General features: G+C 63.0%; 22 protein-coding genes and 1 riboswitch. Of the genes, 3 read left to right on the plus strand and 19 right to left on the minus strand.

The window, feature by feature from the left end; genetic code table 11:
• Positions 1-113 precede the first annotated feature (113 nt).
• The 14 genes from AWB75_RS21555 to AWB75_RS37745 all read right to left on the minus strand — a co-directional run bounded on the left by AWB75_RS21555 (position 114) and on the right by AWB75_RS37745 (position 10,337).
• The gene (locus AWB75_RS21555) at positions 114-353 is read right to left on the minus strand and encodes a BolA family protein (RefSeq protein ID WP_014192422.1); all 240 of its coding nucleotides are present in this window, start codon (positions 351-353) and stop codon (positions 114-116) included.
• A gap of 20 nt (positions 354-373) precedes the next feature.
• Complete coding sequence (locus AWB75_RS21560) at positions 374-1,129, minus strand: ABC transporter permease (RefSeq protein ID WP_061126112.1); 756 nt, start codon at positions 1,127-1,129, stop codon at positions 374-376.
• Positions 1,126-2,052, minus strand: a complete 927-nt coding sequence (locus AWB75_RS21565; protein WP_061126113.1) for an ABC transporter ATP-binding protein — start codon at positions 2,050-2,052, stop codon at positions 1,126-1,128. The genes AWB75_RS21560 and AWB75_RS21565 overlap by 4 nt, the downstream gene beginning before the upstream one ends.
• A gap of 216 nt (positions 2,053-2,268) precedes the next feature.
• A complete protein-coding gene (locus tag AWB75_RS21570; RefSeq protein ID WP_087086731.1) occupies positions 2,269-2,556 on the minus strand; it encodes an STAS domain-containing protein in 288 nt (95 codons plus the stop codon).
• Positions 2,553-3,182 carry an MlaC/ttg2D family ABC transporter substrate-binding protein gene (locus AWB75_RS21575; protein WP_061126115.1) on the minus strand — a complete coding sequence of 210 codons (630 nt, stop codon included), beginning with the start codon at positions 3,180-3,182 and terminating at the stop codon, positions 2,553-2,555. Before AWB75_RS21575 ends, AWB75_RS21570 begins: the two co-directional genes overlap by 4 nt.
• A gap of 123 nt (positions 3,183-3,305) precedes the next feature.
• A complete protein-coding gene (locus AWB75_RS21580) occupies positions 3,306-4,196 on the minus strand; it encodes an MlaA family lipoprotein (protein ID WP_061126116.1) in 891 nt (296 codons plus the stop codon).
• A 10-nt stretch (positions 4,197-4,206) separates the two neighbouring features.
• Complete coding sequence (gene mlaD, locus AWB75_RS21585; RefSeq protein ID WP_061126117.1) at positions 4,207-4,776, minus strand: outer membrane lipid asymmetry maintenance protein MlaD; 570 nt, start codon at positions 4,774-4,776, stop codon at positions 4,207-4,209.
• Between the two features lie 93 nt (positions 4,777-4,869).
• Positions 4,870-5,637 (minus strand): lipid asymmetry maintenance ABC transporter permease subunit MlaE, encoded by a 768-nt coding sequence (mlaE, locus tag AWB75_RS21590; RefSeq protein ID WP_061126118.1) that lies wholly within the window; start codon positions 5,635-5,637, stop codon positions 4,870-4,872.
• Positions 5,634-6,449 (minus strand): ABC transporter ATP-binding protein, encoded by an 816-nt coding sequence (locus tag AWB75_RS21595; protein WP_061126119.1) that lies wholly within the window; start codon positions 6,447-6,449, stop codon positions 5,634-5,636. The genes mlaE and AWB75_RS21595 overlap by 4 nt, the downstream gene beginning before the upstream one ends.
• An 89-nt stretch (positions 6,450-6,538) precedes the next feature.
• Positions 6,539-7,621, minus strand: a complete 1,083-nt coding sequence (gene thiE, locus AWB75_RS21600) for a thiamine phosphate synthase (RefSeq protein WP_087086733.1) — start codon at positions 7,619-7,621, stop codon at positions 6,539-6,541.
• Entirely contained in the window at positions 7,618-8,424 is an 807-nt protein-coding gene (locus AWB75_RS21605) for a thiazole synthase (protein WP_061126120.1), read from the minus strand. The genes thiE and AWB75_RS21605 overlap by 4 nt, the downstream gene beginning before the upstream one ends.
• Before the next feature lie 23 nt (positions 8,425-8,447).
• On the minus strand, positions 8,448-8,645 hold the full coding sequence (thiS, locus tag AWB75_RS21610; protein ID WP_061126121.1) for a sulfur carrier protein ThiS: 198 nt from the start codon (positions 8,643-8,645) through the stop codon (positions 8,448-8,450).
• A gap of 17 nt (positions 8,646-8,662) precedes the next feature.
• On the minus strand, positions 8,663-9,802 hold the full coding sequence (locus AWB75_RS21615) for an FAD-dependent oxidoreductase (RefSeq protein ID WP_061126122.1): 1,140 nt from the start codon (positions 9,800-9,802) through the stop codon (positions 8,663-8,665).
• Between the two features lie 180 nt (positions 9,803-9,982).
• Positions 9,983-10,107, minus strand: a riboswitch (TPP riboswitch).
• A 53-nt stretch (positions 10,108-10,160) separates the two neighbouring features.
• The gene (locus AWB75_RS37745; protein ID WP_159462796.1) at positions 10,161-10,337 is read right to left on the minus strand and encodes a hypothetical protein; all 177 of its coding nucleotides are present in this window, start codon (positions 10,335-10,337) and stop codon (positions 10,161-10,163) included.
• Here AWB75_RS37745 and AWB75_RS21620 point away from each other — a divergent pair.
• Positions 10,336-12,078, plus strand: coding sequence for an ABC transporter ATP-binding protein/permease (locus AWB75_RS21620; RefSeq protein WP_061126169.1), 1,743 nt, complete (start codon positions 10,336-10,338; stop codon positions 12,076-12,078). The two genes, AWB75_RS37745 and AWB75_RS21620, sit on opposite strands and share 2 nt — an antisense overlap.
• A gap of 69 nt (positions 12,079-12,147) precedes the next feature.
• Here the strand turns inward: AWB75_RS21620 and AWB75_RS21625 are convergent, their stop codons facing one another.
• From AWB75_RS21625 to AWB75_RS21635, 3 genes are all read right to left on the minus strand, one after another.
• Entirely contained in the window at positions 12,148-13,614 is a 1,467-nt protein-coding gene (locus AWB75_RS21625; protein WP_061126123.1) for a glutamate synthase subunit beta, read from the minus strand.
• A 78-nt stretch (positions 13,615-13,692) separates the two neighbouring features.
• Entirely contained in the window at positions 13,693-18,396 is a 4,704-nt protein-coding gene (locus AWB75_RS21630; RefSeq protein WP_061126124.1) for a glutamate synthase-related protein, read from the minus strand.
• Between the two features lie 326 nt (positions 18,397-18,722).
• Positions 18,723-19,427, minus strand: coding sequence for a transposase (locus AWB75_RS21635; protein ID WP_061126125.1), 705 nt, complete (start codon positions 19,425-19,427; stop codon positions 18,723-18,725).
• Positions 19,428-19,633: 206 nt separating this feature from the next.
• Between AWB75_RS21635 and AWB75_RS21640 the strand changes: the two genes are divergently transcribed.
• Together AWB75_RS21640 and AWB75_RS21645 are read left to right on the plus strand one after the other, a co-directional pair.
• Complete coding sequence (locus AWB75_RS21640) at positions 19,634-20,359, plus strand: OmpW/AlkL family protein (protein WP_061126170.1); 726 nt, start codon at positions 19,634-19,636, stop codon at positions 20,357-20,359.
• Between the two features lie 293 nt (positions 20,360-20,652).
• A complete protein-coding gene (locus AWB75_RS21645) occupies positions 20,653-21,030 on the plus strand; it encodes a DUF883 family protein (protein WP_061126126.1) in 378 nt (125 codons plus the stop codon).
• 5 nt (positions 21,031-21,035) lie between these two features.
• Here AWB75_RS21645 and ugpQ read toward each other — a convergent pair whose 3' ends face one another.
• Positions 21,036-21,791 (minus strand): glycerophosphodiester phosphodiesterase, encoded by a 756-nt coding sequence (gene ugpQ, locus AWB75_RS21650; RefSeq protein ID WP_061126127.1) that lies wholly within the window; start codon positions 21,789-21,791, stop codon positions 21,036-21,038.
• Between the two features lie 13 nt (positions 21,792-21,804).
• The gene (locus tag AWB75_RS21655; RefSeq protein WP_061126128.1) at positions 21,805-22,881 is read right to left on the minus strand and encodes a sn-glycerol-3-phosphate import ATP-binding protein UgpC; all 1,077 of its coding nucleotides are present in this window, start codon (positions 22,879-22,881) and stop codon (positions 21,805-21,807) included.
• Between the last annotated feature and the right edge of the window lie 2 nt (positions 22,882-22,883).

Consider the following 22,883-nt stretch of genomic DNA (forward strand, 5'->3'; position numbering starts at 1 on the left):
GCCGGCGCCGCGGTTATCTTGAATGAATCGCACTCTTTACTGCCTTTGTCTGCCGGTGATGCCGGGTGTTGCTGGGATGTGTCGTATGACCTGATTGGCTTCGCCGGGTGGACTCAGGCCGCTTTCCACTCGTCGGGGGTGAGGGTCTTCATGCTGAGCGCATGAATCTCCTCGCGCATGCGCTCGCCGAGCGCCGCATAAACCAGTTGATGACGCGCGATCAGCCGCTTGCCGACGAACGCGTCGCTCACGATGGTCGCGAAAAAATGCTGGCCGTCGCCTTCCACTTCGAGATGCTGACAGGCCAAACCTTTGGCGATGTAGTCCTTCACTTGCTCCGGAGTCGGCAACATAGTGGAAGTCTCCTTGAGAATTAGTGACGCAGCTTGTAGCCGCTCGCGAGCAAACGCACGGCGATCAACGCCAGCACCGCGAGAAACCCGCCAACGATGCCGAGGCTCACCAGCGGATTGACATCGGACAGGCCGAAAAAGCCGTAACGGAAGCCGTCGATCATGTAGAAAAACGGATTCAGATGCGACACCGCGCGCCACAGCGGCGGCAGCGTATGCGTCGAGTAGAACACGCCGGAAAGAAACGTGAGCGGCATGATCAGGAAGTTCTGGAATGCTGCCAGCTGATCGAACTTGTCGGCCCAGATGCCTGCGATCAAACCGAGCGTGCCGAGAATGCCCGAACCGAGGATGGCGAACGCAATGATGTAGAACGGCGCGGAAAAAGACATCGGGATGAACCATATCGTCACGATGAACACGCCGAACCCGACACTCAGGCCGCGCACGACCGACGCCAGCACATACGCGAAAAACATTTCCCAATGCGCGATGGGCGGCAGCAGCACGAACACGAGATTGCCCGTGATCTTCGACTGGATCAGCGACGACGAACTGTTCGCGAATGCGTTTTGCAGCACGCTCATCATGACGAGGCCGGGCACGAGAAAGCTCATGTAGCCGACACCCGGATACACCTGCACGTGTCCCGACAGCGCGTGACCGAAGATGGTGAGATACAGCAGCGCCGTCACGACCGGCGCGAGCACGGTCTGAAACGAGACCTTCCAGAAGCGCAGCAGCTCCTTGTAGAACAACGTCTGGAAACCGCTCATGAAAGTCCCTCGACCACTTCCGGCTCGTTCATCACCTGCACGAACACGTCTTCCAGATCGGCCTTGCGCACTTCGATTTCATCGAACGTGCAGCCGGCCGCGCGGCATTTCGCGAGAATCGGCTCGACGTCGTCGTAGCTCGCGAGTCGCAGCAGATGCTGCGTGCCCGATACCGCGTGCGGATCGACTTCGAGCGACCGCAGCTCGGCAGGCAACGCGCCGTTCGACAGACGCAGATACAACTGCATGCCCGAGAAACGCTGCAGCAGCGCACTCGTGCGTTCTAGCGCGACGACCTCGCCGCGACGCAGCATCGCGAGGCGGTCGCACAGCGATTCGGCTTCTTCGAGATAGTGCGTCGTCAGGACGATGGTGTGGCCTTCGCGATTCAGGCGCGAGATGAACTTCCAGAGCGTTTGCCGCAATTCGACATCGACGCCTGCGGTGGGCTCGTCGAGCACGATTACCGGCGGCCGATGCACGAGCGCCTGCGCGACCAGCACGCGGCGCTTCATCCCGCCCGAAAGCGCGCGCGTGTTGACGTCGGCTTTCTCGGTCAGATCGAGATTGGCCATGACTTCGTCGATCCAGTCGTCGTTGTTGCGCAAGCCGAAGTAGCCCGACTGAATGCGCAGCGACTCGCGCACGGTGAAGAACGGATCGAAAACCAACTCCTGCGGCACGATGCCGAGCGCACGGCGCGCCGCCCGAAAGTCGCTGACGACATCGTGGCCGCGCACGGAGATCGTGCCGCTATCGGCGCGCGCGAGGCCGGCCAGAATGCTGATCAACGTGGTTTTGCCCGCGCCGTTGGGGCCGAGCAAGCCAAAGAACTCGCCCTCTTCAACCGTGAGGCTCACGCCCTTGAGCGCCTGGAGATCCTTGTAGCGCTTCCTGACGTTTCGGATTTCTATGGCTGACATGGTGGACAGTGCGGGACTGTGCGCGCGCCTTACGCGGCCGCGCCTCGAATGTGCGGAAGTTCGCCTGCCGGACCCGGACTCCGACAAAAAGGGCCGGGTATGGGCCCGAAAAAACGTTTGATTATAGGGCAAAGCGACTGAGGCCGACTTCGGAGCGATCCTGATTACGGCGGTGGAGCATGCCCCGCCGCCTTCTGCGCTTGCGTCAGATCAGGATCAATGTCGGAACGTGAGGAGCGTATCGACGCCGTAGGCTCGCGCGAGACTGACGAGCCCGGAAGGAAGATTGATGACGCCGAACGCGGCGCCGCGCGCGGACGCGGCGCGCTGCCATGCGAGCAGCACGGCGAGCGCGGAGGAATCGAATTGCGTGAGCGGCGCGCAATCGACTTCGGTCGCGCCTGCTGCGATGCGCGACAGACCCGCGTCGAGCGCGGCCTTCGCGCTCTCGTGGGTCAGGGTGGCGGCCGTCTGGAAACGGCCGCCCACGGCTGGCGTGCTCACGATGCCTTGCCGCCCGCGAGTTGCTGGTTACGCTGCGTCAGGAACTGCAGCAGACCGCCCACGCCGTTCTGCGAGATCTGCTCGTTGAACTGCTGCTGATACGCCTGGATCAGCCACGCGCCGAGCACGTTGATGTCGTACACGCGCCAGCCTTGCGGCGTCTTGTACAGGCGGTAGTCGAGCTCGACCGGCTGCCCGTTGTTCATCACGACCGAGCGGACCACGACGTCGGTGTCGTCCGGATTCGCGCGGAACGGCTTGTACTGCACCGTCTGGTTACGCACCTGCGCGAGCGCGCCCGAGTACGTGCGGATCAGGAGCATCTTGAACTGCTCGACGATCTGCTTCTGCTGCTCCGGCGTAGCCGTGTTCCAGTTGCGACCCATCACGAGGCGCGTCGTGCGCGTGAAATCGGTGTACGGCAGGATCTTTTCGTTGACAAGCTTGGTGATCTCGTTGACATCGCCCGATTGGATTTGTTTGTCGGACTTGATCTGATCGAGGACTTGCTGCGTGATCGACTTGATCAGCACGTCGGGTGAGTTCGCATCGACAGCCTGCGCCGACGCCGCGCCGCAGAACGCCATGAACATCGCGAAGATGGGGAGAAGCAAAAGTTTTTTCATCACAGACCCTGCAAAGTAGAGGCTTCGGTTTGAGCGCGCCGCCCGAAGCGAGTTCAGGCGGCACGGCAGCCAAAGCGTAAGAAATGTCGTTAGATATGTTACCGCGCGTTAGGAAAAGCCCGCTCAGCGCAAGCGGAATGAAGGGAAGCCGGATGGCGGAACGTACTGATTGCCGGGCACCGTGCCGGCAGGGCCGCTCGCCGGCCTGGGCGCCGCAGCGCCCGAAGCAGGGGCGACCGGAACCACCGTCGTCGATGCGCCTTCTGCCGCAGCCGCGCCGTCTGTCTCGCCGTAGTTCGGCAGCGGCGCCTCGCCGTAGTCCGGCATGCTGTCGTCGCCACCGGTAATCAGGTACTGACGGCGCTGCAGATACGCGTTGCGCACGAACGAATATTTATCGAGCGCGGCGTCGGCGAGCACATCGGTAGCGCCGAGGAGATTCGCGCGCACGTTGATGAGATTCACGCCATAGAGCGCCCAGCTCACCGAATCCGGACTCACGTAGGTGAGCGGATTGCCGAAATAATCGACGACGAGACCCGTGGAATCACGCACCGTGCTCGGCCCGAGCAGCGGCAGCACGACGTAAGGACCGGACGGCACGCCGTAGTGGCCGAGCGTCAGGCCGAAATCGCCGGAGTGCTTCGGCAGCTTCGCGATGGTCGCGACGTCGAACAGGCCGCCGACGCCGAACAGCGTATTGATCGCGACACGCATGATGTCCGACACGCCGTCCGCGATCTTCAATTGCAGCAGATTGTTCGCGGCGATGTACACGTCGCCGATATTCGAGAAGAAGTTGGTCACGCTGTTGCGCACCGGCTCCGGCACGGCCCACACGTAACCCTGCGCCACCGGCTTGAACGCGTATTGATCAACCTTGTCGTTGATCGTGAACATCGTCCGGTTGTAGCTCTCGAATGGGTCCCCTTTGGTGGGCGTCGTTACCGTCGCGCAACCAGCGAGCGCCACGACGCTTGCCACGATGACCGTGCGCCGCATCCCCATCGCCATATTCTTCTCCTTATTGAGCCGCGCCAGAGGCAGCGGTCGCGCCGGCGGCGCCCGAGGCGCCCATTGCGCTCGCCGCGCCCGGGAACGCGGGCGCTGCCGGCGCCGCGGATGACTTCGACGCGCCGGAATCTGCCGCCTTGTTGTAAAGAAACTGGCCGATCAGGTTTTCGAGCACCACGGCGGATTGCGTCATGGAGATGGTGTCGCCGTTCTTGAGCATGTCAGTGTCGCCGCCCGGCTCGAGGCCGATGTACTGTTCGCCGAGCAGACCCGAGGTCAGGATCTTCGCGGACGAATCCTTCGGAAACTGATATTGCTGGTCGATATCGATCGTCACGATGGCCTGATACGTGTTCGAATCGAAACCGATGCCGCCGACGCGCCCCACCGTCACGCCCGCGCTCTTGACCGGCGCGCGCGCCTTCAGTCCGCCGATATTGTCGAACCTGAGCTTAACCGCGTAGGTTTTCTGAAATGACAGCGAGCTCATGTTGCCCGCCTTGAGCGCAAGAAACAGGAGCGCCACGAAACCGAGCACCACGAAGAGGCCGACCCAAAAGTCGAGAGCAGTCTTTTTCATCGTCTTCCCAAAGAGAATCTTTCCGCAGATGGCGCGTGACGGTCCGTGCCGCTCACCACGCCGCGCCGTTGCATGGCGCCTGCGCTTGGTTCATTAGCTGAACATCAGTGCGGTCAGCAGGAAATCGAGCCCGAGCACGGCGAGCGACGCATAGACGACGGTTTTCGTCGTCGCGCGTGACACGCCTTCCGGCGTGGGCCTCGCCTCGTAACCCTGGAACAGCGCGATGAACGTCACCGCGAAGCCGAACACGATGCTCTTGATGACGCCGTTGCCGACATCGCGCCACACGTCCACGCCGCCTTGCATCTGCGACCAGAACGCGCCCGGATCCACGCCGATCAGCATCACGCCGACGACATAGCCACCGACGATGCCCACCGCGCTGAAAATGGCCGCCAGCACCGGCATGGCGACGATACCCGCCCACATGCGCGGCGCGACGACGACCTTCAGCGGGTCGACCGCCATCATTTCCATCGCCGTGAGCTGCTCGCCCGCCTTCATCAGGCCGATCTCCGCGGTCAGCGACGTGCCCGCGCGACCCGCGAAGAGCAGCGCCGTCACGACGGGGCCGAGCTCGCGCACGAGCGACAGCGCGACGAGCAGGCCGAGCGCCTGTTCCGAACCGTAGCGGCTCAGCGTGTAATAGCCCTGCAGGCCGAGCACGAAACCGACGAACAAGCCCGACACCGCAATGATGACGAGCGAATAGTTGCCGACGAAATGAATCTGTTTCGTGACGAGGCGCGGCCGGCGCAGCAGCGAGAAAAATTCGAATACGAGGCGCAGGAACATGCGCGTCGCGTAGCCTGCGGTGCCGAAACCGTCGAGCACCCAGCGTCCGAGCGCGCTGATCATGCCTGCCCTCCGATGCCGAAATCCGCGGCGAGCGGCGTGCTCGCGTAGTGAAACTTGAAGGGACCGTCCGGCGTGCCGTCGATGAACTGGCGCACGGTCGGATCTTCCGATGCCCGCAATTGCGCCGGCGTGCCTTCGGCGTGAATGCCGCCGTTGGCGATGAAATACACGTAGTCGGCGATCGCGAACGATTCGGGCACGTCGTGCGTGACGAGAATGGAGGTGGCGCCAAGCGCGTCGTTGATCGTGCGGATGAGTTGGGCGGTGATGCCGAGCGAAATCGGATCGAGGCCGGCGAACGGCTCGTCGTACATCATCAGTTCGGGATCGAGCGCGATGGCGCGTGCGAGTGCGACCCGGCGCGCCATGCCGCCCGAGATTTCCGACGGCGCGAGATCGCGCGCTCCGCGCAATCCGACCGCGTTGAGCTTCATTAGCACGAGGTCGCGGATGAGCGCTTCCGGCAAATCCGTATGTTCACGTAGCGGAAACGCCACGTTCTCGAACACGGTCTGGTCCGTAAACAGCGCGCCGAACTGGAACAGCATGCCCATCTTGCGGCGCAGCGCGTACAGACCTTCGCGCGTCTGCGTGCCGACATCCTGACCGCCGAACAGCACCTGGCCGCGACTCGCTTTCACGAGGCCGCCGACGAGGCGCAGGGTCGTGGTCTTGCCGCAGCCGGAGCCGCCCATGACCGCGACGACCTGCCCACGCGTGAAACGCATGTTCAGGTTCGACAGAACGAGCCGGTCGCCGTAGCCGAAATCGACGTCGCGTAGCTCCAGCAGAGTCTCGGAGAAAGCAGGCACTGGGTAAGAGAATTCCGTTGACGCAAGAGGCCGAATTATAGGGCCTGCGCGCAATCGGTGCTTTGCCTAGTACGGCGTCTCCTTACATTTCAGACGTTTTCCCGTTGACTCGTAAACATTTGTTGCAGCAACGAGACCGCCGACGCCGTGTCCGGCGCGTCGGTCACGGCGCGCACGACCGCGGCACTCCCGACGCCTGTGCCGAGCACGTCGGGCATGACCCTCGCGTCGATGCCACCGATCGCGACGAGCGGCACGCGGCCCGACAGCAATCGCACGTAACGGGCGAGCCTTGCGATGCCTTGGGGCTTGGTCGGCATGACTTTCGTCGTCGTCGGGAAGACGGCGCCAAGCGCGAGGTAGCTCGGCCTGAAATGCAGCGCGCGCAGCATCTCATAGTAGCCGTGGGTCGACAGACCGAGCCGCAGACCGGCCTTCACGATCGCGCCCAGATCTGCCGTCTGCACGTCTTCCTGGCCGAGATGCACGCCGTATGCGCCGGCTGCGATCGCCTCTCGCCAGTGATCGTTGATGAACAACTGCGCGTCGTGGCGGCGTCCTGCCTCGACCGAACGTGCGATTTCGCGCTGCAGGTCGGCTGCATCGGTCGACTTCCGACGCAATTGCGTGGTGCGCACGCCGAGATCGAGCACGCGTTCGACCCACTCGGCGCCCGGCAGCACCGGATAGAGACCGAGGCGATCCGGGCACGCTGGAAAACCGCCTTCGGGCGCCGCGGGCAGATCGGCCACGCGCGGGAACGTCGCGAAATCGACGGGCCACGCATCGTCCTTGTTTTCGTCGCCGGCGCGCCAGGCAAGCGCGAGCGTGAGCGCGTCGTGAGGCTCGAAATTGCAGTCGAGGAATGCGGCGAGCGCAGCCAGCCAATCATCCGACCATTCGCCTTCGAGCGCGAAACGCTCGCCGCCGCGACGCAGCGCGACGCGCCCGCCGTGCGCTTCGAGCACCGCCGCGTTTCCGCTTTCGATCGAATCGTCATGTTCAGTGACGACAATCAGATCACTCGCCGACGGCGATTCCGGCGCGGTCAGGCAAACGCGCCAGCGCGTTTCGGCTGCGGGCCATTCGCCCAGGCGCGCGCGAATACGTTCGGCGACTTCCGTCAACTCGTCGGCAGGCGGCCAGAAAACCTCGCGATTCAGCAAGCTCATGCCGCGCCTCCGTCCTGATGCCAGAACGGCATGCCGACGACCGGCGTGCTCGCCTGCGCGCTGTCACGCTCGGCCATCGGACCGGCGAGGAACGCCATGCGCCCCGCTTCGACACCGAGCGCGAACGCGCGCGCCATCTGCGGCGGAAACGTCGCCTGCGACACGGCCGTGTTGAGCAGCACGCCGTCGAAGCCCCACTCCATCACCTGACACGCGTGCGACGGCACGCCGAGACCCGCATCGACGATCAGCGGCACGTCCGGCAACCGCTCGCGCAGCGTGCGCAGCCCGTATGGATTCGTCACGCCCTTGCCGGTGCCGATAGGCGCTCCCCACGGCATCAGCGCTTCGCAGCCGGCATCGAGCAGGCGTCGTCCGATCACCAGATCTTCCGTGCAATACGGCAGCACCTTGAAGCCGTCGCGGATCAGCTTCGCCGCCGCTTCGACGAGTCCGATCGGGTCGGGTTGCAGCGTGTAGTCATCGCCGATCAGCTCGAGCTTGATCCACGGCGTCTCGAACACTTCGCGCGCCATGTGCGCGGTCGTCAGCACCTCGTCGACACTCTGGCAGCCCGCCGTATTCGGCAGGAGCGCGACGCCGTGGCGCTTGAGCACATCGAAGAAGCCGGCTTCGCCCGTCTCCGACTGGCGGCGCAGCGCGACCGTGACCATGCCCGGCCGCGCGGCGTCGATGGAGTCGGAAAGCGATTGCAGCGACGGATAACGCGACGTGCCGAGCAGCACGCGGCTCGGAAACGCTTCGCCGTAGAGCGTGAGAAGGTCGGCGGTAGGAATGGTCATGGTTCGATCCTTCGGTTCGTGATTCAGCCGCCCGCGACGGGCGACACGACATCGAGCTTGTCGCCGGAAGCAAGCGTTTTCGTGGCGTGCTCGCCGCGCGCGACGAACTGGCCGTTCAGCGCGACGGCGAACGGCGGCTTCGCGCCGAACGCGGTGAGCGCCTCGTTGACGGTGGCGGCGTCGGGCAAATCGAAGACGCGCTGATTGATGTGGATGTTCATGATTCTTTCCTGATGACTTAGAGCGCGGCGACGGCGGTTTCGTCGTGGAGCAGTTCGGGCCAGCGCGCGGCTTCGCGAAAGTGCGCAAAGGCATCGTGACCGGCGACATCGCCCGAAATGAGCGCGTTGGCCAACTGGCACGCGCTGTCCGCGACTTCGGGCGCGATCATGAAGCCGTGCCTGTACAGGCCGTTCACGCGCAAGGTCCGCGCCCCGTCCCAGACGATGGCCGGGCGATGATCCGGCAAGGTCGGCCTGCAATGGGCGTTCAGTTCGAGAATGCGCGCCTCGCCGAAGCCCGGATGCACGGCGAACGCGGCGCTCAGCAGTTCGAGCGCCGAGCGCACGCTGACGGGCGACATGTCCTCGCCCTCGACTTCCGTCGCGCCGATCACGTATAGATCGTTCTCCTTCGGCGCGATATAGAGCGGATAGCGCGGATGCAGCAGGCGCACCGGCCTCGACAGTCCGATGCCCGGCGCGTGCACCCGCGCGACTTCGCCACGGATGCCGCGCAGCGCGGGCCACGCAGGTTTGCCGCCGAGACCGCGGCAATCAATGATCCAGCGGGCGTCCGGCATCGCATCGACGGGCGTGTTCCAGTGCGTGCGCACGCCGCGCGCGGCGAGCCCGGCCGCGAGCGCGGCGAGTGCCTGACGATTGTCGAGCTGCCCCTCGTTCGGCAGCAGCCAGCCCTGCGGAAAGCGCGTGCCGAGCGCGGGCTCGGTTTGCGCGACCTGCGCGCCCGCGAGCTTGACGAACCCGCCGTCGAGCAGAGCCGGCGGCGAATTGGCACGCAGCCGGCGCTCGAAGAGCGGCGCCTCGGCCCGATCGGCGCCGTGCCAGACGACGAGCGTGCCGTTGCGCTGAAAGAACACCGGCTCGGGCAATTGCGCGATGAGTCGCGGCCAGCGTTCGAGCGACGCCGCCCCGAGCCCGACGACGAGCGGTTCGGCGCTCGCCGCCTCCGCGAGCGGCGCGAGCATCGCGGCGGCGACCCATGCCGCCGACTGCGTGCCGGCTGTGTCACCGCGTTCGTAGAGCGCGACGTCATGACCCGCGCCCGCGAGCTGCCAGGCGACGAGCCGCCCGACGAGCCCGCCGCCGACGACGGCGAAATCCGCCCGGCGCGCGACGCCTTGTTCGATCCTGTTCAATTCGATGTCTCCGTAGTGCGCCGATGCAGCACGAGGAGACGAAGTACGCGATCTCGACCGTGCTGGCGCGGCGCCACATCACAAGGACGAAATCAGCGGAGAGACCGGCTCGGCATCGGATGGAACGCGCCGGGCGGAAAAGGTAGGACTGGAAGAGACTGGAGACATGGCGCGAACTGCGTGCGGTCTCCGGAAACTTCCCTCGCCGGTATTACCCGGATCGGGTGCAAAGGGTCTCTCTCAGCCTCGCCGCGCTGACTGCCGTTCCGGCCGTCGATGCGCGCGAAGCACCCCTGTTTCGTCGAGGATCATTAAAGCATGAAAGCCGAATCCGCTGCAAACGGGGATTGCCCGGCTTTTATCGTGCACTTCGGCACTCTGGCACAATGCCGCGAACATGGTTCGCCGAACCATCGCGCGAAATTAAGTGAGCGTTAAGAGAACCCCGGAACAATTTGCCGGGCCGGGAATGGCTGCGCCAGCCCGGTTGCGAACGCAATTCGGGCGCCTCGATGCGCATCAGCAGGAAGCTCATGACCAACACTCGTACCGAAAACACGCAACAAAAAGCCGACGAAGTCTCGGCATGGAGCCTCATCAAGCCCTATTGGGTGTCGGAGGAGCGCGGCGTCGCGTGGGGGCTGCTCGTGGCGATCATCGCGATCAACATGACGGTCGTCTGGATCAACGTGCGGCTCAACAGCTGGAACGCCGACTTCTACAACGCGCTGCAGAACAAGAACGTCAGGGACTTTCCGCATCTGCTGCTGATCTTCACGGGGCTCGCGTTCGCGTACATCCTGCTCGCGGTGTACGGGCGGTATCTGCGGCAGATGCTCGCGTTCCGCTGGCGGCAATGGCTCACCAACAGGTTCCTGGAGCAATGGCTCGGCGACAAGGCGTTCTACCGGATCGAGCGCGACCGCCTCGCCGACAACCCCGACCAGCGTATCTCCGACGACCTCCAGTCCTTCGCCACGACCACCCTCTCGCTGTCTCTCGACCTGCTTTCGACGCTCGTCACGCTCGTCACCTTCATCACGATTCTCTGGACCATCGCGGGCGCGCTGACGTTCTCGTTCGGCGGCACGCCGATCACGATTCCCGGCTACATGGTGTGGGCCGCCGCGCTCTATGCGATTCTCGGCTCGCTCATCATTCAGAAGGTCGGGCATCCGCTCGTGTCGATCAATTATCAGCAGCAGAAGGTGGAGGCGGATTTCCGCTTCGGCCTGATCCGCGTGCGCGAGAACGCCGAGCAGATCGCTTTCTACGACGGCATCTCGACCGAGACGGCCAACGCGAAGACCATCTTCCACCGCATCCGCGACAACTGGTGGCTCATCATGAAGTACACGAAGCGCATGACCTTCGTGCTGAGCTTCTACGGACAGATCGCGATCATCTTTCCGATCATGGTCGCCGCGCCGCGCTACTTCGCCGGCGCGTTCACATTCGGCGTGCTGATGCAGATTTCATCGGCGTTCGGCACGGTCAGCGATTCGTTCTCATGGTTCATCAACTCGTATTCGACGCTGGTCGAATGGCGCGCCACCGTCAATCGTCTGCGTGAATTCAAGCGCGTGATGCGCTCGACGCATATCCGCGAGGAAACGTCGCCGGCAACGGAACATGGCGGCATCAATCTGCACTACACGAGCACGCCTTCGCTCACGACGAACGGACTTCTGCTCGCGCTGCCCAACGGCATGCCGCTTTCGCGCGTGGCGAACGTGTCGATCGAGCCGGGATCGCGCTGGCTGGTCGTCGGGCCGTCGGGATCGGGCAAGAGCACATTGATGCGCGCGCTCGCGGGCCTGTGGCCATTCGGCGACGGCACGATTGACGCACCCGTCGACGCGAAGATGATGTTCATCCCGCAGATGAGCTATCTGCCGATCGGCACGCTGCGCGCGGCGCTGTCGTATCCGTCGCCCGGCGGAACGTTCAGCGACGAAGAATCGCGCGAAGTGCTGCGTCAGTGCAATCTCGAAGCGTATGCGGATCGGCTGGAAGAGAGCGCGCATTGGGCGCGGAGCTTGTCGCCGGGCGAGCAGCAAAGGCTTGCTGCGGCGCGCGTGCTGCTGCACAAGCCGGATTTCGTGTTCCTCGATGAAGCCACCAGCGCGCTCGATGCCGAGAACGAGCTGCATATCTACAACACGCTCGTGGAGCGGCTGCCGAAGGCGGCGATCCTGAGCGTAGCGCATCGCGAATCGGTGGCGATGTTCCATGATTACAAGATCGAGATCGAGAGGGCGATGGCGGAGGCTTGAGGCTGCTCGCGATCGGAACAAGAAGGCCACGCAATTTGCGTGGCCTTTTCATTAAACGTCGATGCCCTATTACCGCGGCAACTCGCTGCTACCCATCAAATACGCATCCACCGACCGCGCGCACTGCCGTCCTTCACGAATCGCCCAGACAACCAGCGATTGTCCGCGACGCATATCGCCTGCCGTGAACACCTTGTCCACCGACGTGTAATACGCCCTGTCGCCCTCGGTGGAAGCGCGCACATTTCCGCGTGCATCCTTCTCGACGCCGAACGCATCCAGCACCGGCGACACCGGCTGCGTGAAGCCCATCGCAAGCAGCACGAGATCGGCCTTCATTTCGAACTCCGAACCCGGCACTTCCTGCATCTTGCCGCCCTTCCACTCGACACGCACCGCGATCAGCTTCTCGACCTTGCCGTTCTTGCCTTCGAAGCGCTTCGTCGCAACCGACCAGTCACGATCGCACCCTTCCTCGTGCGACGACGACGTGCGCAGCTTGATCGGCCAGTACGGCCACACGAGCGGCTTGTTCTCTTCTTCCGGCGGCTGCGCGAGCAGTTCGAACTGCGTGACGCTTTTCGCGCCATGACGGTTCGACGTGCCGACGCAATCCGAACCCGTATCGCCGCCGCCGATCACGACGACATGTTTGCCCTTCGCGAGCAGTTGATCCGTGAGCTTGTCGCCCGCATTGACCTTGTTCTGCTGCGGCAGGAATTCCATCGCGTAATAGATGCCTTCGAGCTCGCGGCCCGGCACCGGCAGATCGCGCGGCATTTCGGAGCCGCCCGCGATCACCACGGCATCGAACTGTTCCTTCAGCTCGTCCGGCGTGATGGTTTCCTTCGCCGTATTGGCGATGTATCCGGGCAACGCGTCCTTGCCGATGAACACGTTCGTGCGGAACGACACGCCTTCCGCTTCCATCTGGCGCATGCGGCGGTCGATCAGCCACTTTTCCAGCTTGAAGTCGGGAATGCCGTAACGCAGCAAACCGCCGATGCGATCGTTCTTCTCGAACACGACGACTTCGTGACCCGCACGTCCGAGCTGCTGAGCGGCGGCAAGACCGGCAGGACCCGAACCGACGACCGCGACCTTCTTGCCCGTCTTGTGCTTCGGCGCTTGCGGCACGACCCAGCCTTCGGTAAACGCCTTGTCGATGATCGCGTGCTCGATCGACTTGATGCCGACCGGATCGTCGTTGATGCCGAGCGTGCACGCGCTTTCGCACGGCGCCGGGCAGATGCGGCCCGTGAACTCAGGGAAGTTGTTGGTCGAGTGCAGCACGTTGATCGCGCTCTTCCAGTCCTGCTGGAACACGAGATCGTTGAAGTCCGGAATGATGTTGTTGACCGGACAGCCGTTGTTGCAGAACGGAATGCCGCAATCCATGCAGCGCGCGCCCTGAACCTTCGCGTCTTCATCGGTCAGCGCGGCGACGAATTCCTTGTAGTGCTTGACGCGGGTCAGCGGTGCTTCGTACGCCTCATGGCGGCGTTCGAACTCGAGAAAACCGGTTGCCTTGCCCATTTCTTTCTCTATGTACAGTGAGGGACCTGCTTCCCGATGCGCTCGCATCGGGAAGGCCTTCTATCTATAAAACCGGCTTCAAGCCGCGATGGCGTCCTTCGACTTCTTCGCGCCCATCTCCGTGAGCGCGCGCCTGTATTCGGTCGGGAACACCTTGACGAACTGACGGCGAGCCGAATCCCAGTTTTCGAGCAGCGACTTCGCGCGCGGCGAGCCGGTGAACTGGAAGTGACGCTCGACCAGACCCTTGAGCAGCGCTTCGTCGGTCTTGCCGGCGTGCCACAGCCCGCGATCCACCGTGCGCTCCTGTTCCGCCTGCTGCAGAACCGGATCGAGCGCGACCATCGACTTGTTGCACTTGCCCGCGAACGCGCCGTCCGGGTCGTACACGAACGCGATGCCGCCCGACATGCCCGCCGCGAAATTGCGCCCCGTCTCGCCGAGCACGACCACCGTGCCGCCCGTCATGTATTCGCAGCCGTGATCGCCCGTGCCTTCGACAACCGCCGTCGCGCCGGAGTTACGCACGCAGAAGCGCTCGCCCGCCACGCCGCGAAAATACGATTCGCCTTCGATCGCGCCGTACATGACCGTGTTGCCGCAGATGATGTTTTCCTCGGACTTGCCGCGGAAGTCGTTGGTCGGGCGAATGATGATGCGTCCGCCCGACAGGCCCTTGCCGACGTAGTCGTTGCCATCGCCGACGAGATCGAGCGTCACGCCCTTCGCGAGGAATGCGCCGAAGCTCTGGCCCGCCGTGCCCTTCAACTGAATGTGGATCGAGTCGTCGGGCAAGCCGTCGTGACCGTGCTTCTTCGCGATCATGCCGGACAGCATCGCGCCGACCGTGCGGTTCACGTTGCGCACCGGCTGAATGAACGACACATGCTCGCCCTTCTCGATCGCCGCCTTCGACTTCTCGATCAGCACATGATCGAGCGCCTTGTCGAGACCGTGATCCTGCACGTCGACATGCTTCTTCGCGACGTCTTCGCCGACCGGCACCTGATAGAAGATGCGCGAGAAGTCGAGGCCCTTCGCCTTCCAGTGCTCGATGCCCTTCTTCATGTCGAGCAGATCGACGCGGCCGATGAGGTCATCGAACTTGCGGATGCCGAACTGCGCCATGATCTCGCGCACTTCTTCCGCAACGAAGAAGAAGAAGTTGACGACGTGTTCCGGCTGGCCGGAAAACTTCGCGCGCAACACCGGGTCTTGCGTCGCGACGCCGACCGGGCACGTGTTCAGATGGCACTTGCGCATCATGATGCAGCCTTCGACGACGAGCGGCGCGGTCGCGAAACCGAACTCATCGGCGCCGAGCAGCGCGCCGATCACGACGTCGCGGCCGGTCTTCATCTGACCGTCGGCCTGAACGCGGATACGGCCGCGCAGACGGTTGAGCACCAGCGTCTGCTGCGTTTCGGCGAGACCGAGTTCCCACGGCGTGCCCGCGTGCTTCAGCGACGACAGCGGGGACGCGCCCGTGCCGCCGTCATGACCGGCGATCACGACGTGATCGGCCTTCGCCTTCGCAACACCGGCGGCAACCGTGCCGACACCCACTTCCGACACGAGCTTCACCGAAATGCTCGATGCCGAATTCACGTTCTTCAGATCGTGAATGAGCTGCGCGAGGTCTTCGATCGAATAGATGTCGTGGTGCGGCGGCGGCGAAATGAGACCGACGCCCGGCACCGAATAACGCAGCTTGCCGATGTAATCGGAAACCTTGTGGCCCGGCAGCTGACCGCCTTCGCCCGGCTTCGCGCCCTGCGCCATCTTGATCTGGATCTGATCCGCCGACGCGAGATATTCCGCCGTTACGCCGAACCGTCCTGACGCGACCTGCTTGATCTTCGAACGCAGCGAATCGCCGTCCTTCAGCGGAATGTCGGTGATGACTTCCTTGCCGATGATCGATTGCAGCGTGTCGCCGTTCTTGATCGGAATGCCGCGCAGCTCGTTGCGATAACGCGTTTCGTCCTCGCCGCCTTCGCCCGTGTTCGACTTCCCGCCGATGCGGTTCATCGCGACGGCGAGCGTGGCGTGCGCTTCGGTGCTGATCGAGCCGAGCGACATCGCGCCGGTCGCGAAGCGCTTGACGATGTCCTTCGCCGATTCCACTTCATCGAGCGGAATCGCCTTCGACGGCGACACCTTGAACTCGAACAGACCGCGGAACGTCATGTGACGCTTCGTCTGGTCGTTGATGATGTGCGCGTATTCCTTGTACGTCTGATACGAGTTGCTGCGCGCCGAGTGTTGCAGCTTGGCGATCGCGTCCGGCGTCCACATGTGCTCTTCGCCGCGCACGCGATACGCGTATTCGCCGCCCGCGTCGAGCATGTTCGCGAGAACGGGGTTGTCGCCGAATGCATCGCGATGCAGACGAATCGCTTCTTCGGCCACCTCGAAGATGCCGATGCCGCCGACCTTCGACGCCGTGCCCCTGAAATACTTCTCGACCAGTTCCGACGACAGGCCGACCGCTTCGAAAATCTGCGCGCCGGTGTAGGACATGTACGTCGAAATGCCCATCTTCGACATGACCTTCAACAGGCCCTTGCCGACCGCCTTCGTGAAGTTGTAGATGACCTTGTCGGCGGAGAGATCGCCCTTCAGGCCTTCGGCCATGTTGGCGAGCGTTTCCAGCGCGAGATACGGGTGAACGGCTTCCGCGCCGTAGCCCGCGAGCAGCGCGAAGTGATGCGTCTCACGCGCCGAACCCGTTTCCACGACGAGACCCGTGCTCGTGCGCAGACCGTGCGCGACGAGATGCGAATGAATCGCGGACGTGGCGAGCAGCGCAGGAATCGCGACGTTGTCGCGGTCCGCCTTGCGGTCCGACACGATCAGGATGTTGTAGCCGGAGCGCACTGCATCGACGGCTTCCGCGCACAGCGAAGCGATGCGCGCCTCGATGCCTTCCTTGCCCCACGCCGCCGGATAGACGATGTTCAGTTCGTACGAGCTGAACTTGCCGCCGGTGTACTTGTCGATCGCGCGGATCTTCGCGATGTCCTTGAAGTCGAGCACGGGCTGCGACACTTCGAGGCGCATCGTCGGGTTGATGTTGGTCGTGTCGAGCAGGTTCGGCTTCGGACCGATGAACGAGACGAGCGACATCACGAGGTTTTCGCGGATCGGATCGATCGGCGGGTTCGTCACCTGTGCGAACAACTGCTTGAAGTAGTTGTAGAGCGTCTTGTTCTTGTTCGACATGACCGCGAGCGGCGAGTCGTTGCCCATCGAGCCGACGGCCTCTTCGCCCGACTGCGCCATCGGCGCCATCAGGAACTTGAGGTCTTCCTGCGTGTAGCCGAACGCCTGCTGACGGTCGAGCAGCACGGCGGCTTCGCGGCGCTGCGTCTCGACGTCTTCCGCCTTCGGCTCGATCTCGTCGAGCTTGATGCGCACGGCTTCGATCCAGCTCTTGTACGGCTTGGCGTTGGACAGGTTGTCCTTCAGTTCCTTGTCCTGGATGATGCGGCCCTGCTCCATGTCGATCAGGAACATCTTGCCCGGCTGCAGACGCCACTTCTGCACGATCTTCGATTCGGGAATCGGCAGCACGCCCGACTCCGACGCGAGGATCACGAGATCGTCATCCGTAACGAGATAGCGCGCCGGACGCAGTCCGTTACGGTCGAGCGTCGCGCCGATCTGGCGGCCGTCCGTGAACGCGATCGCGGCGGGGCCGTCCCACGGCTCCATCATCGCGGCGTGATATTCGTAGAACGCGCGGCGGTTGTCGTCCATCAGCGTGTGCTGCTCCCACGCTTCGGGGATCATCATCATCATCGCGTGGACGAGCGGGTAGCCGGCCATCACGAGCAGTTCGAGACAGTTGTCGAACGATGCCGTGTCCGACTGGCCCGGATAGATCAGCGGCCAGAGCTTCGGCAGATCGTCGCCGAGCACGTAGGACGCGATCGCGCCAGTACGCGCGTTCAGCCAGTTGACGTTGCCCTTCACGGTGTTGATTTCACCGTTGTGCGCGATCATGCGATACGGGTGCGCGAGTTCCCACGCCGGGAAAGTGTTGGTCGAGAAGCGTTGATGCACGAGCGCGAGCGCGGAGACGACGCGCTCGTCCTGCAGATCGCGGTAGTACACGCCGACCTGGCCCGCGAGCAGCAGACCCTTGTATACGACGGTGCGCGACGACATCGACGGCACGAAGTATTCCTTGCCGTGCTTGAGCTTCAGCGCCTGAATGCGATGGCTCGCCGTCTTGCGGATGATGTACAGCTTGCGCTCGAGCGCGTCCGTCACGACGATGTCCTTGCCACGCCCGATGAAAATCTGGCGGATCAGCGGCTCGCTCGCCTTCACGGTCGGCGAAATCGGCATGTTGGAATCGACGGGCACGTCGCGCCAGCCGAGCACGACCTGGCCTTCGGCCTTCACCGTGCGTTCCAGTTCCTGCTCGCACGCGAGACGCGACGCGTGTTCCTTCGGCAGGAAAATCATGCCGACGCCGTATTCGCCAGCCGGCGGCAACGTCACGCCCTGCTTGGCCATTTCCTCCCGATAAAAGCCGTCCGGTACCTGAATCAGAATGCCGGCGCCATCGCCCATCAGCGGATCGGCGCCGACCGCGCCACGGTGATCGAGATTCTCGAGAATCTTGAGACCCTGCTGAATGATCTCGTGGCTCTTTTTCCCCTTGATATGGGCGACGAAGCCGACGCCGCAGGCATCGTGTTCGTTCGCAGGGTCGTACATGCCCTGCGCGGCGGGAAGCGAACCGGCTACCGGCTGCTGATGATCGTTCATGGGGACACCGTCTCTACTGTGAGGGGCCGACTCGGCCGTTGAACCATTTTCTTGTTGCCTGCGACGGTTTCTTTCAACGTGATGTGTCGCGAAGCACGGTCGTGCGCGGCACGCTGCACCGCGGCAATCGCCGGAAATCGAAATATACGCGACGAATCAAAAAGATGGAAATAAAACTTGATGATCGGACACCAATTATCAATGTGGTGCAAGCTTGCTCAACTAAAACGGGGACATAACAATATTCGTCAAAAAGAAACGGCGTGGCCCGAAAATTCGACACGCCGTTTGAGTGTCTTGCAGGTCTACCGCAAAGAGAGCCGTTATTAAGGTTGTGGCGTTTCGCGGATCTTGCGCGGACGGCCACGCGGCAGCGGTGACACCCGGCGGTTGGCTGCATGCGATGCCCATTCGCGATAGGCGTCGCTGCCGAGCACCCAGCCTTTGAGCGTCGCCTGCAGAAGACGATTGGCCTCGCGTTCGTCGAGCGGCTGTTCGCACAGTTCCTTGTAGGCGTGCTGGCGTTCGAACGGCGTATTGCCAAGCGACCAGAAGAGCGGATGGTCGGTGATGAGGCCATCGAGCGTAAGCCCGACGTGATGACGAAAGCTGGACCACTTGTAGTCCTGCGGCGTCGCGACGAGCTGCGCGCGCACCGGCGCCATTTCGACGACGCGCGTGGCGAGAAGGAAGTAACGCTCGCCTTCGATGACCGTCGCGCGATAGCGCCCCTCCCACAACGTGCCGCGCCGCATGTAGCGCCGATTGAAGTGCGCCACGTAACGACGCCCGACGGCCTGCATCGCTTTGGGCAGGCTGGATTCGTCGCGCGGTGTGACGAGCAGATGCACCGCTTGCGGCATCAGCGCATAGGCGTGGATGGAGAGGTGATGATCACGTGAAGCAGTCCTCAAGCAGTCGATGAATAGCTCATAGTCCTGGTCGTCGACGAAGGCGGGTTGCTGGTCGAGACCACGCAGGATGACATGCTGCGGCTGTTCGGGAACGTAGAGTCGTGCAAGCCGTGCCATTCTGGATATTCCGTTGGTCGCGTTTGTGTTACCCCAATCGGGGGCCTTTCGGAGCCGTTGCGGCAGCATGGATGAAACACATGCAAGCGCCGTGCAACGAGGCCCCGACGCAGCCCTTTGCCCTAGGGAAAATGCTCTACGGCACCGCTATGGTTAATGTGAAATGTTGTGTTCATAATGGGCGTGCTTTTTTGGAGGAGCACAAATTGAAAATAAAACAAGTCATCACAGGGATCGCGGCATTAGCGTGTGTGTCCACTGCGGCACATGCACAATCTGCCGGCTCCATCTATGTAACTGGAGGCTGGTTTCACTTTGCCCCGCAAGACAGCAGCGGTCCGCTCAAAGAAACAAGTGTAGGCGGATCTCCCGTCAATATCGATGTTCCCGGTACGGGCGCCGGCATTTCGAGCGCTGATACCGCCGGCTTCACGGTAGGTTACTTCGCCACCGATCACATCGCCGCGGAACTCGAAATGGGCATCCCGCCCACCTTCGACCTGAAGGGCACCGGCAACCTCGAGCGGTTTGGCACGCTCGGCAGCGCGAAGCAATGGAGCCCGACGCTGCTGTTCAAATACTTCTTCAATGCTCCTCAGGCGAAGTTCCGCCCGTACGTGGGTATTGGCGTGACGCGTACCTGGTTCACCGACGCGCAAATCACCAATCAGCAGTTCGAAGGCTCGGTCCTGCATGGTCCGACCACCGTCGACACGGATAGTTCGTGGGCGCCCGTGTTTAATGTCGGCGCGACTTACAATTTCACAGAACACTGGTTCGCCGGCTTCTCCGTGTCGTTCATTCCTTTGAAGGCCACGGCGAAGTTGAACACGCAAGCTCAAACGCCTGTGGGCACGCTGAATGTCCAGTCGCAAGCGAAAATAACGATCAACCCGATCGTCACATATTTGCGCGTAGGCTATCGCTTCTAAAGTGAAATTGCCCGCAGGCAAGTAGCCGCGATATTCACGTCATCGCGAAAACAAACCAGACGCCGGCATGATTCATTCATGCCGGCGTTTCTGTATTCATTGCTTGTAAATGTGACCGTCGCGGGAAGAAATGACTTGCAGAAATTACGTGCAGAAGCTGCGAGGCCACACTCCACGGCTACGCAGACCGAAGCGTTGCGCAACGATGAAGCATCGGCATCGAATTTGCTGCATGATAAGTTCCCCGCCGCCTCGTGCGGTCATCCACGACTCATCCATCGACGGAGCGATCTATGAACGCACTGCCTAACACGCGAGACGCCATCGGAGATTCATGGACCACGACGAGCCGCCGCGCGCGCCGCATGGCGCGTCATGGCCGTGAAGCAGCCGAAGATATCGGCTCCGAACTGCGCTCGCTTCTGAGCGAACTGGAAAGCGCGCTGGCCGAAGGCACGTCGGCCGATGCCGCCGCGCTGCGCGCACAAATCGGCGAGCGCCTCGACAGCGCGCGCGCACGTCTGAACGACACGCACGCCGCGCTACGCCAACGCGCCGGCGCAGTGTTCGAAGACGCCGATGCCTACATCCACGAAAGGCCCTGGCAGACTATCGTGCTCGTCGGTGGACTCGCTCTCGTCGCGGGCGTGCTGCTCGCGCGTGTACGCTGACGGTTTCAGTCCGGCGACGCTTCCAGAAAATCCGCGCCGATGATGTCGATGCGATCCGTACAGATTGCATCGACGCCCCATTGCGCGAGCAGGCGCGCCCGCGCGGGATCGTTCACCGTGTAGGCGAGGATGCGCAGGCCGGCGTCCTTGATCTGCGCGACGAGCGTCTCATCGAGCGCGCTATGGCTCGCGTGCAGCGACACACACGACAATGCCGCCGTCTGTGCGCGCCAGTTCGCAGGCACGCGTTCGTAGAGCATGCCGCGCGGCAGATTCGGCGCGACATCGCGAGCGGCTTCGAGCGCCGCATACGAGAACGATGACAACAGCGGCGCGGGCTCGGCATCCGCCCACAAGCGCGCCGCCTCGCGCGCGACGAGCACGCCTGTTTCCACATCGCGCCCCTGACACGGCTTGATCTCGATGTTCGCCGCGAGCCCATGCTTCATACATCGCTCGTGCGCCTGCGCGAGCGTCGGCATGCGCGCGTTCGCGAACTCGGCACCGAACCACGAGCCCGCGTCGAGCGCGCGCAACTGCGCGTAAGTCAGCGCTTTCGCCGCGCCGCGGCCGTTCGACGTGCGATCCACTGCGTCGTCGTGCAGCAGGAAAACGATATCGTCGGCGGAGAGCTTCGCGTCGAACTCGATCATCGTGTGGCCAAATCGCGCGCCCACGTCGATGGCTTCGAGCGTATTCTCGGGCGCGAGCTTGCCACCGCCGCGATGCGCGACGATTGCAGGGTAAGGCCAGGTTCTCATCGCATCGCCTCCATTAGTTCGCGCGCAGTCCCGTCGACGGATCGAAAAAGTGCAGATGCCGCGCGGGCAACGACACGTTCAACCGCTCGCCACGCCGCGGCCGATGTTCATGCGGCAAGCGCGCCGCCACATCGTGCTTGCCCCATCTGCCATGCGCGAGATTGTCCGCACCGAGCAGTTCCGCCGAATCGACATCGAGCGTGACGCTTGCGGCGTTATCGAGGCCCGGCGTCATATGTTCCGGACGAATGCCGATGATCCACTCGCGCCCGTGCATCGCGCTATTCACGCTTGATACCGGCAATGAAGGTCCATCGCCCGCGACGACAAAAGTCGCGCCGTCTTCCGATACACGCCCTTCGAGCAGATTCATTGCAGGCGAGCCGATGAAACTCGCGACGAACACCGTCGCCGGACGCTCGTACACTTCGGTCGGCGCGCCGATCTGCTCGGCGTGCCCTTTGTTCATCACGATGACGCGCTGCGCCAGGGTCATCGCTTCGATCTGATCGTGCGTGACGTACAGGCTCGTCGTGGCGAGGCGCGCATGCAGGCGCTGGATTTCGAGGCGCATCTGCACGCGCAGCTTGGCGTCGAGATTCGAGAGCGGTTCGTCGAACAGAAACACCGCCGGCTCGCGCACGATCGCACGGCCCATCGCGACACGCTGCCGCTGCCCGCCCGACAACTCGCGCGGCCTGCGCGCCAGCAAATGTTCGAGTTCAAGGATACGCGCAGCGTTCGTCACGCGTTCGTCGATGATCTTCTTTTCGAAACCGCCGATCTTGAGCGCATACGCCATGTTCTGCGCGACGCTCATGTGCGGATAGAGCGCGTAGTTTTGGAAGACCATCGCGATGTCGCGATCCTTCGGCTCCAGCTTGTTCACGACCTTGCCGCCGATTTCGATCGCGCCTTCGGACACGGACTCGAGACCCGCGACCATGCGCAGCAGCGTGGACTTGCCGCAACCCGACGGTCCGACCATCACGACGAACTCGCCGTCTTCGATCGCCACATCGATGCCGTGCAGCACGTAGTTCGCGCCGTCGTAGGTTTTTTTGACGCCTTTCAGATTCAACGCAGCCATGT

Origin of the sequence: Caballeronia catudaia (genome assembly GCF_001544755.2) — a bacterium.
Lineage (GTDB): Bacteria > Pseudomonadota > Gammaproteobacteria > Burkholderiales > Burkholderiaceae > Caballeronia > Caballeronia catudaia.

What these genes read in the sequence shown, in the direction of transcription:
- AWB75_RS21555 (WP_014192422.1), bottom strand. Translation starts at nt 353, where the DNA reads ATGTTGCCGACTCCGGAGCAAGTGAAGGACTACATCGCCAAAGGTTTG.
- AWB75_RS21560 (WP_061126112.1), bottom strand. Translation starts at nt 1,129, where the DNA reads ATGAGCGGTTTCCAGACGTTGTTCTACAAGGAGCTGCTGCGCTTCTGG.
- AWB75_RS21565 (WP_061126113.1), bottom strand. Translation starts at nt 2,052, where the DNA reads ATGTCAGCCATAGAAATCCGAAACGTCAGGAAGCGCTACAAGGATCTC.
- AWB75_RS21575 (WP_061126115.1), bottom strand. Translation starts at nt 3,182, where the DNA reads ATGAAAAAACTTTTGCTTCTCCCCATCTTCGCGATGTTCATGGCGTTC.
- AWB75_RS21580 (WP_061126116.1), bottom strand. Translation starts at nt 4,196, where the DNA reads ATGGCGATGGGGATGCGGCGCACGGTCATCGTGGCAAGCGTCGTGGCG.
- mlaD (WP_061126117.1), bottom strand. Translation starts at nt 4,776, where the DNA reads ATGAAAAAGACTGCTCTCGACTTTTGGGTCGGCCTCTTCGTGGTGCTC.
- mlaE (WP_061126118.1), bottom strand. Translation starts at nt 5,637, where the DNA reads ATGATCAGCGCGCTCGGACGCTGGGTGCTCGACGGTTTCGGCACCGCA.
- thiE (WP_087086733.1), bottom strand. Translation starts at nt 7,621, where the DNA reads ATGAGCTTGCTGAATCGCGAGGTTTTCTGGCCGCCTGCCGACGAGTTG.
- AWB75_RS21605 (WP_061126120.1), bottom strand. Translation starts at nt 8,424, where the DNA reads ATGACCATTCCTACCGCCGACCTTCTCACGCTCTACGGCGAAGCGTTT.
- thiS (WP_061126121.1), bottom strand. Translation starts at nt 8,645, where the DNA reads ATGAACATCCACATCAATCAGCGCGTCTTCGATTTGCCCGACGCCGCC.
- AWB75_RS21620 (WP_061126169.1), top strand. Translation starts at nt 10,336, where the DNA reads ATGACCAACACTCGTACCGAAAACACGCAACAAAAAGCCGACGAAGTC.
- AWB75_RS37745 (WP_159462796.1), bottom strand. Translation starts at nt 10,337, where the DNA reads ATGAGCTTCCTGCTGATGCGCATCGAGGCGCCCGAATTGCGTTCGCAA.
- AWB75_RS21625 (WP_061126123.1), bottom strand. Translation starts at nt 13,614, where the DNA reads ATGGGCAAGGCAACCGGTTTTCTCGAGTTCGAACGCCGCCATGAGGCG.
- AWB75_RS21630 (WP_061126124.1), bottom strand. Translation starts at nt 18,396, where the DNA reads ATGAACGATCATCAGCAGCCGGTAGCCGGTTCGCTTCCCGCCGCGCAG.
- AWB75_RS21635 (WP_061126125.1), bottom strand. Translation starts at nt 19,427, where the DNA reads ATGGCACGGCTTGCACGACTCTACGTTCCCGAACAGCCGCAGCATGTC.
- AWB75_RS21645 (WP_061126126.1), top strand. Translation starts at nt 20,653, where the DNA reads ATGAACGCACTGCCTAACACGCGAGACGCCATCGGAGATTCATGGACC.
- ugpQ (WP_061126127.1), bottom strand. Translation starts at nt 21,791, where the DNA reads ATGAGAACCTGGCCTTACCCTGCAATCGTCGCGCATCGCGGCGGTGGC.
- AWB75_RS21655 (WP_061126128.1), bottom strand. Translation starts at nt 22,881, where the DNA reads ATGGCTGCGTTGAATCTGAAAGGCGTCAAAAAAACCTACGACGGCGCG.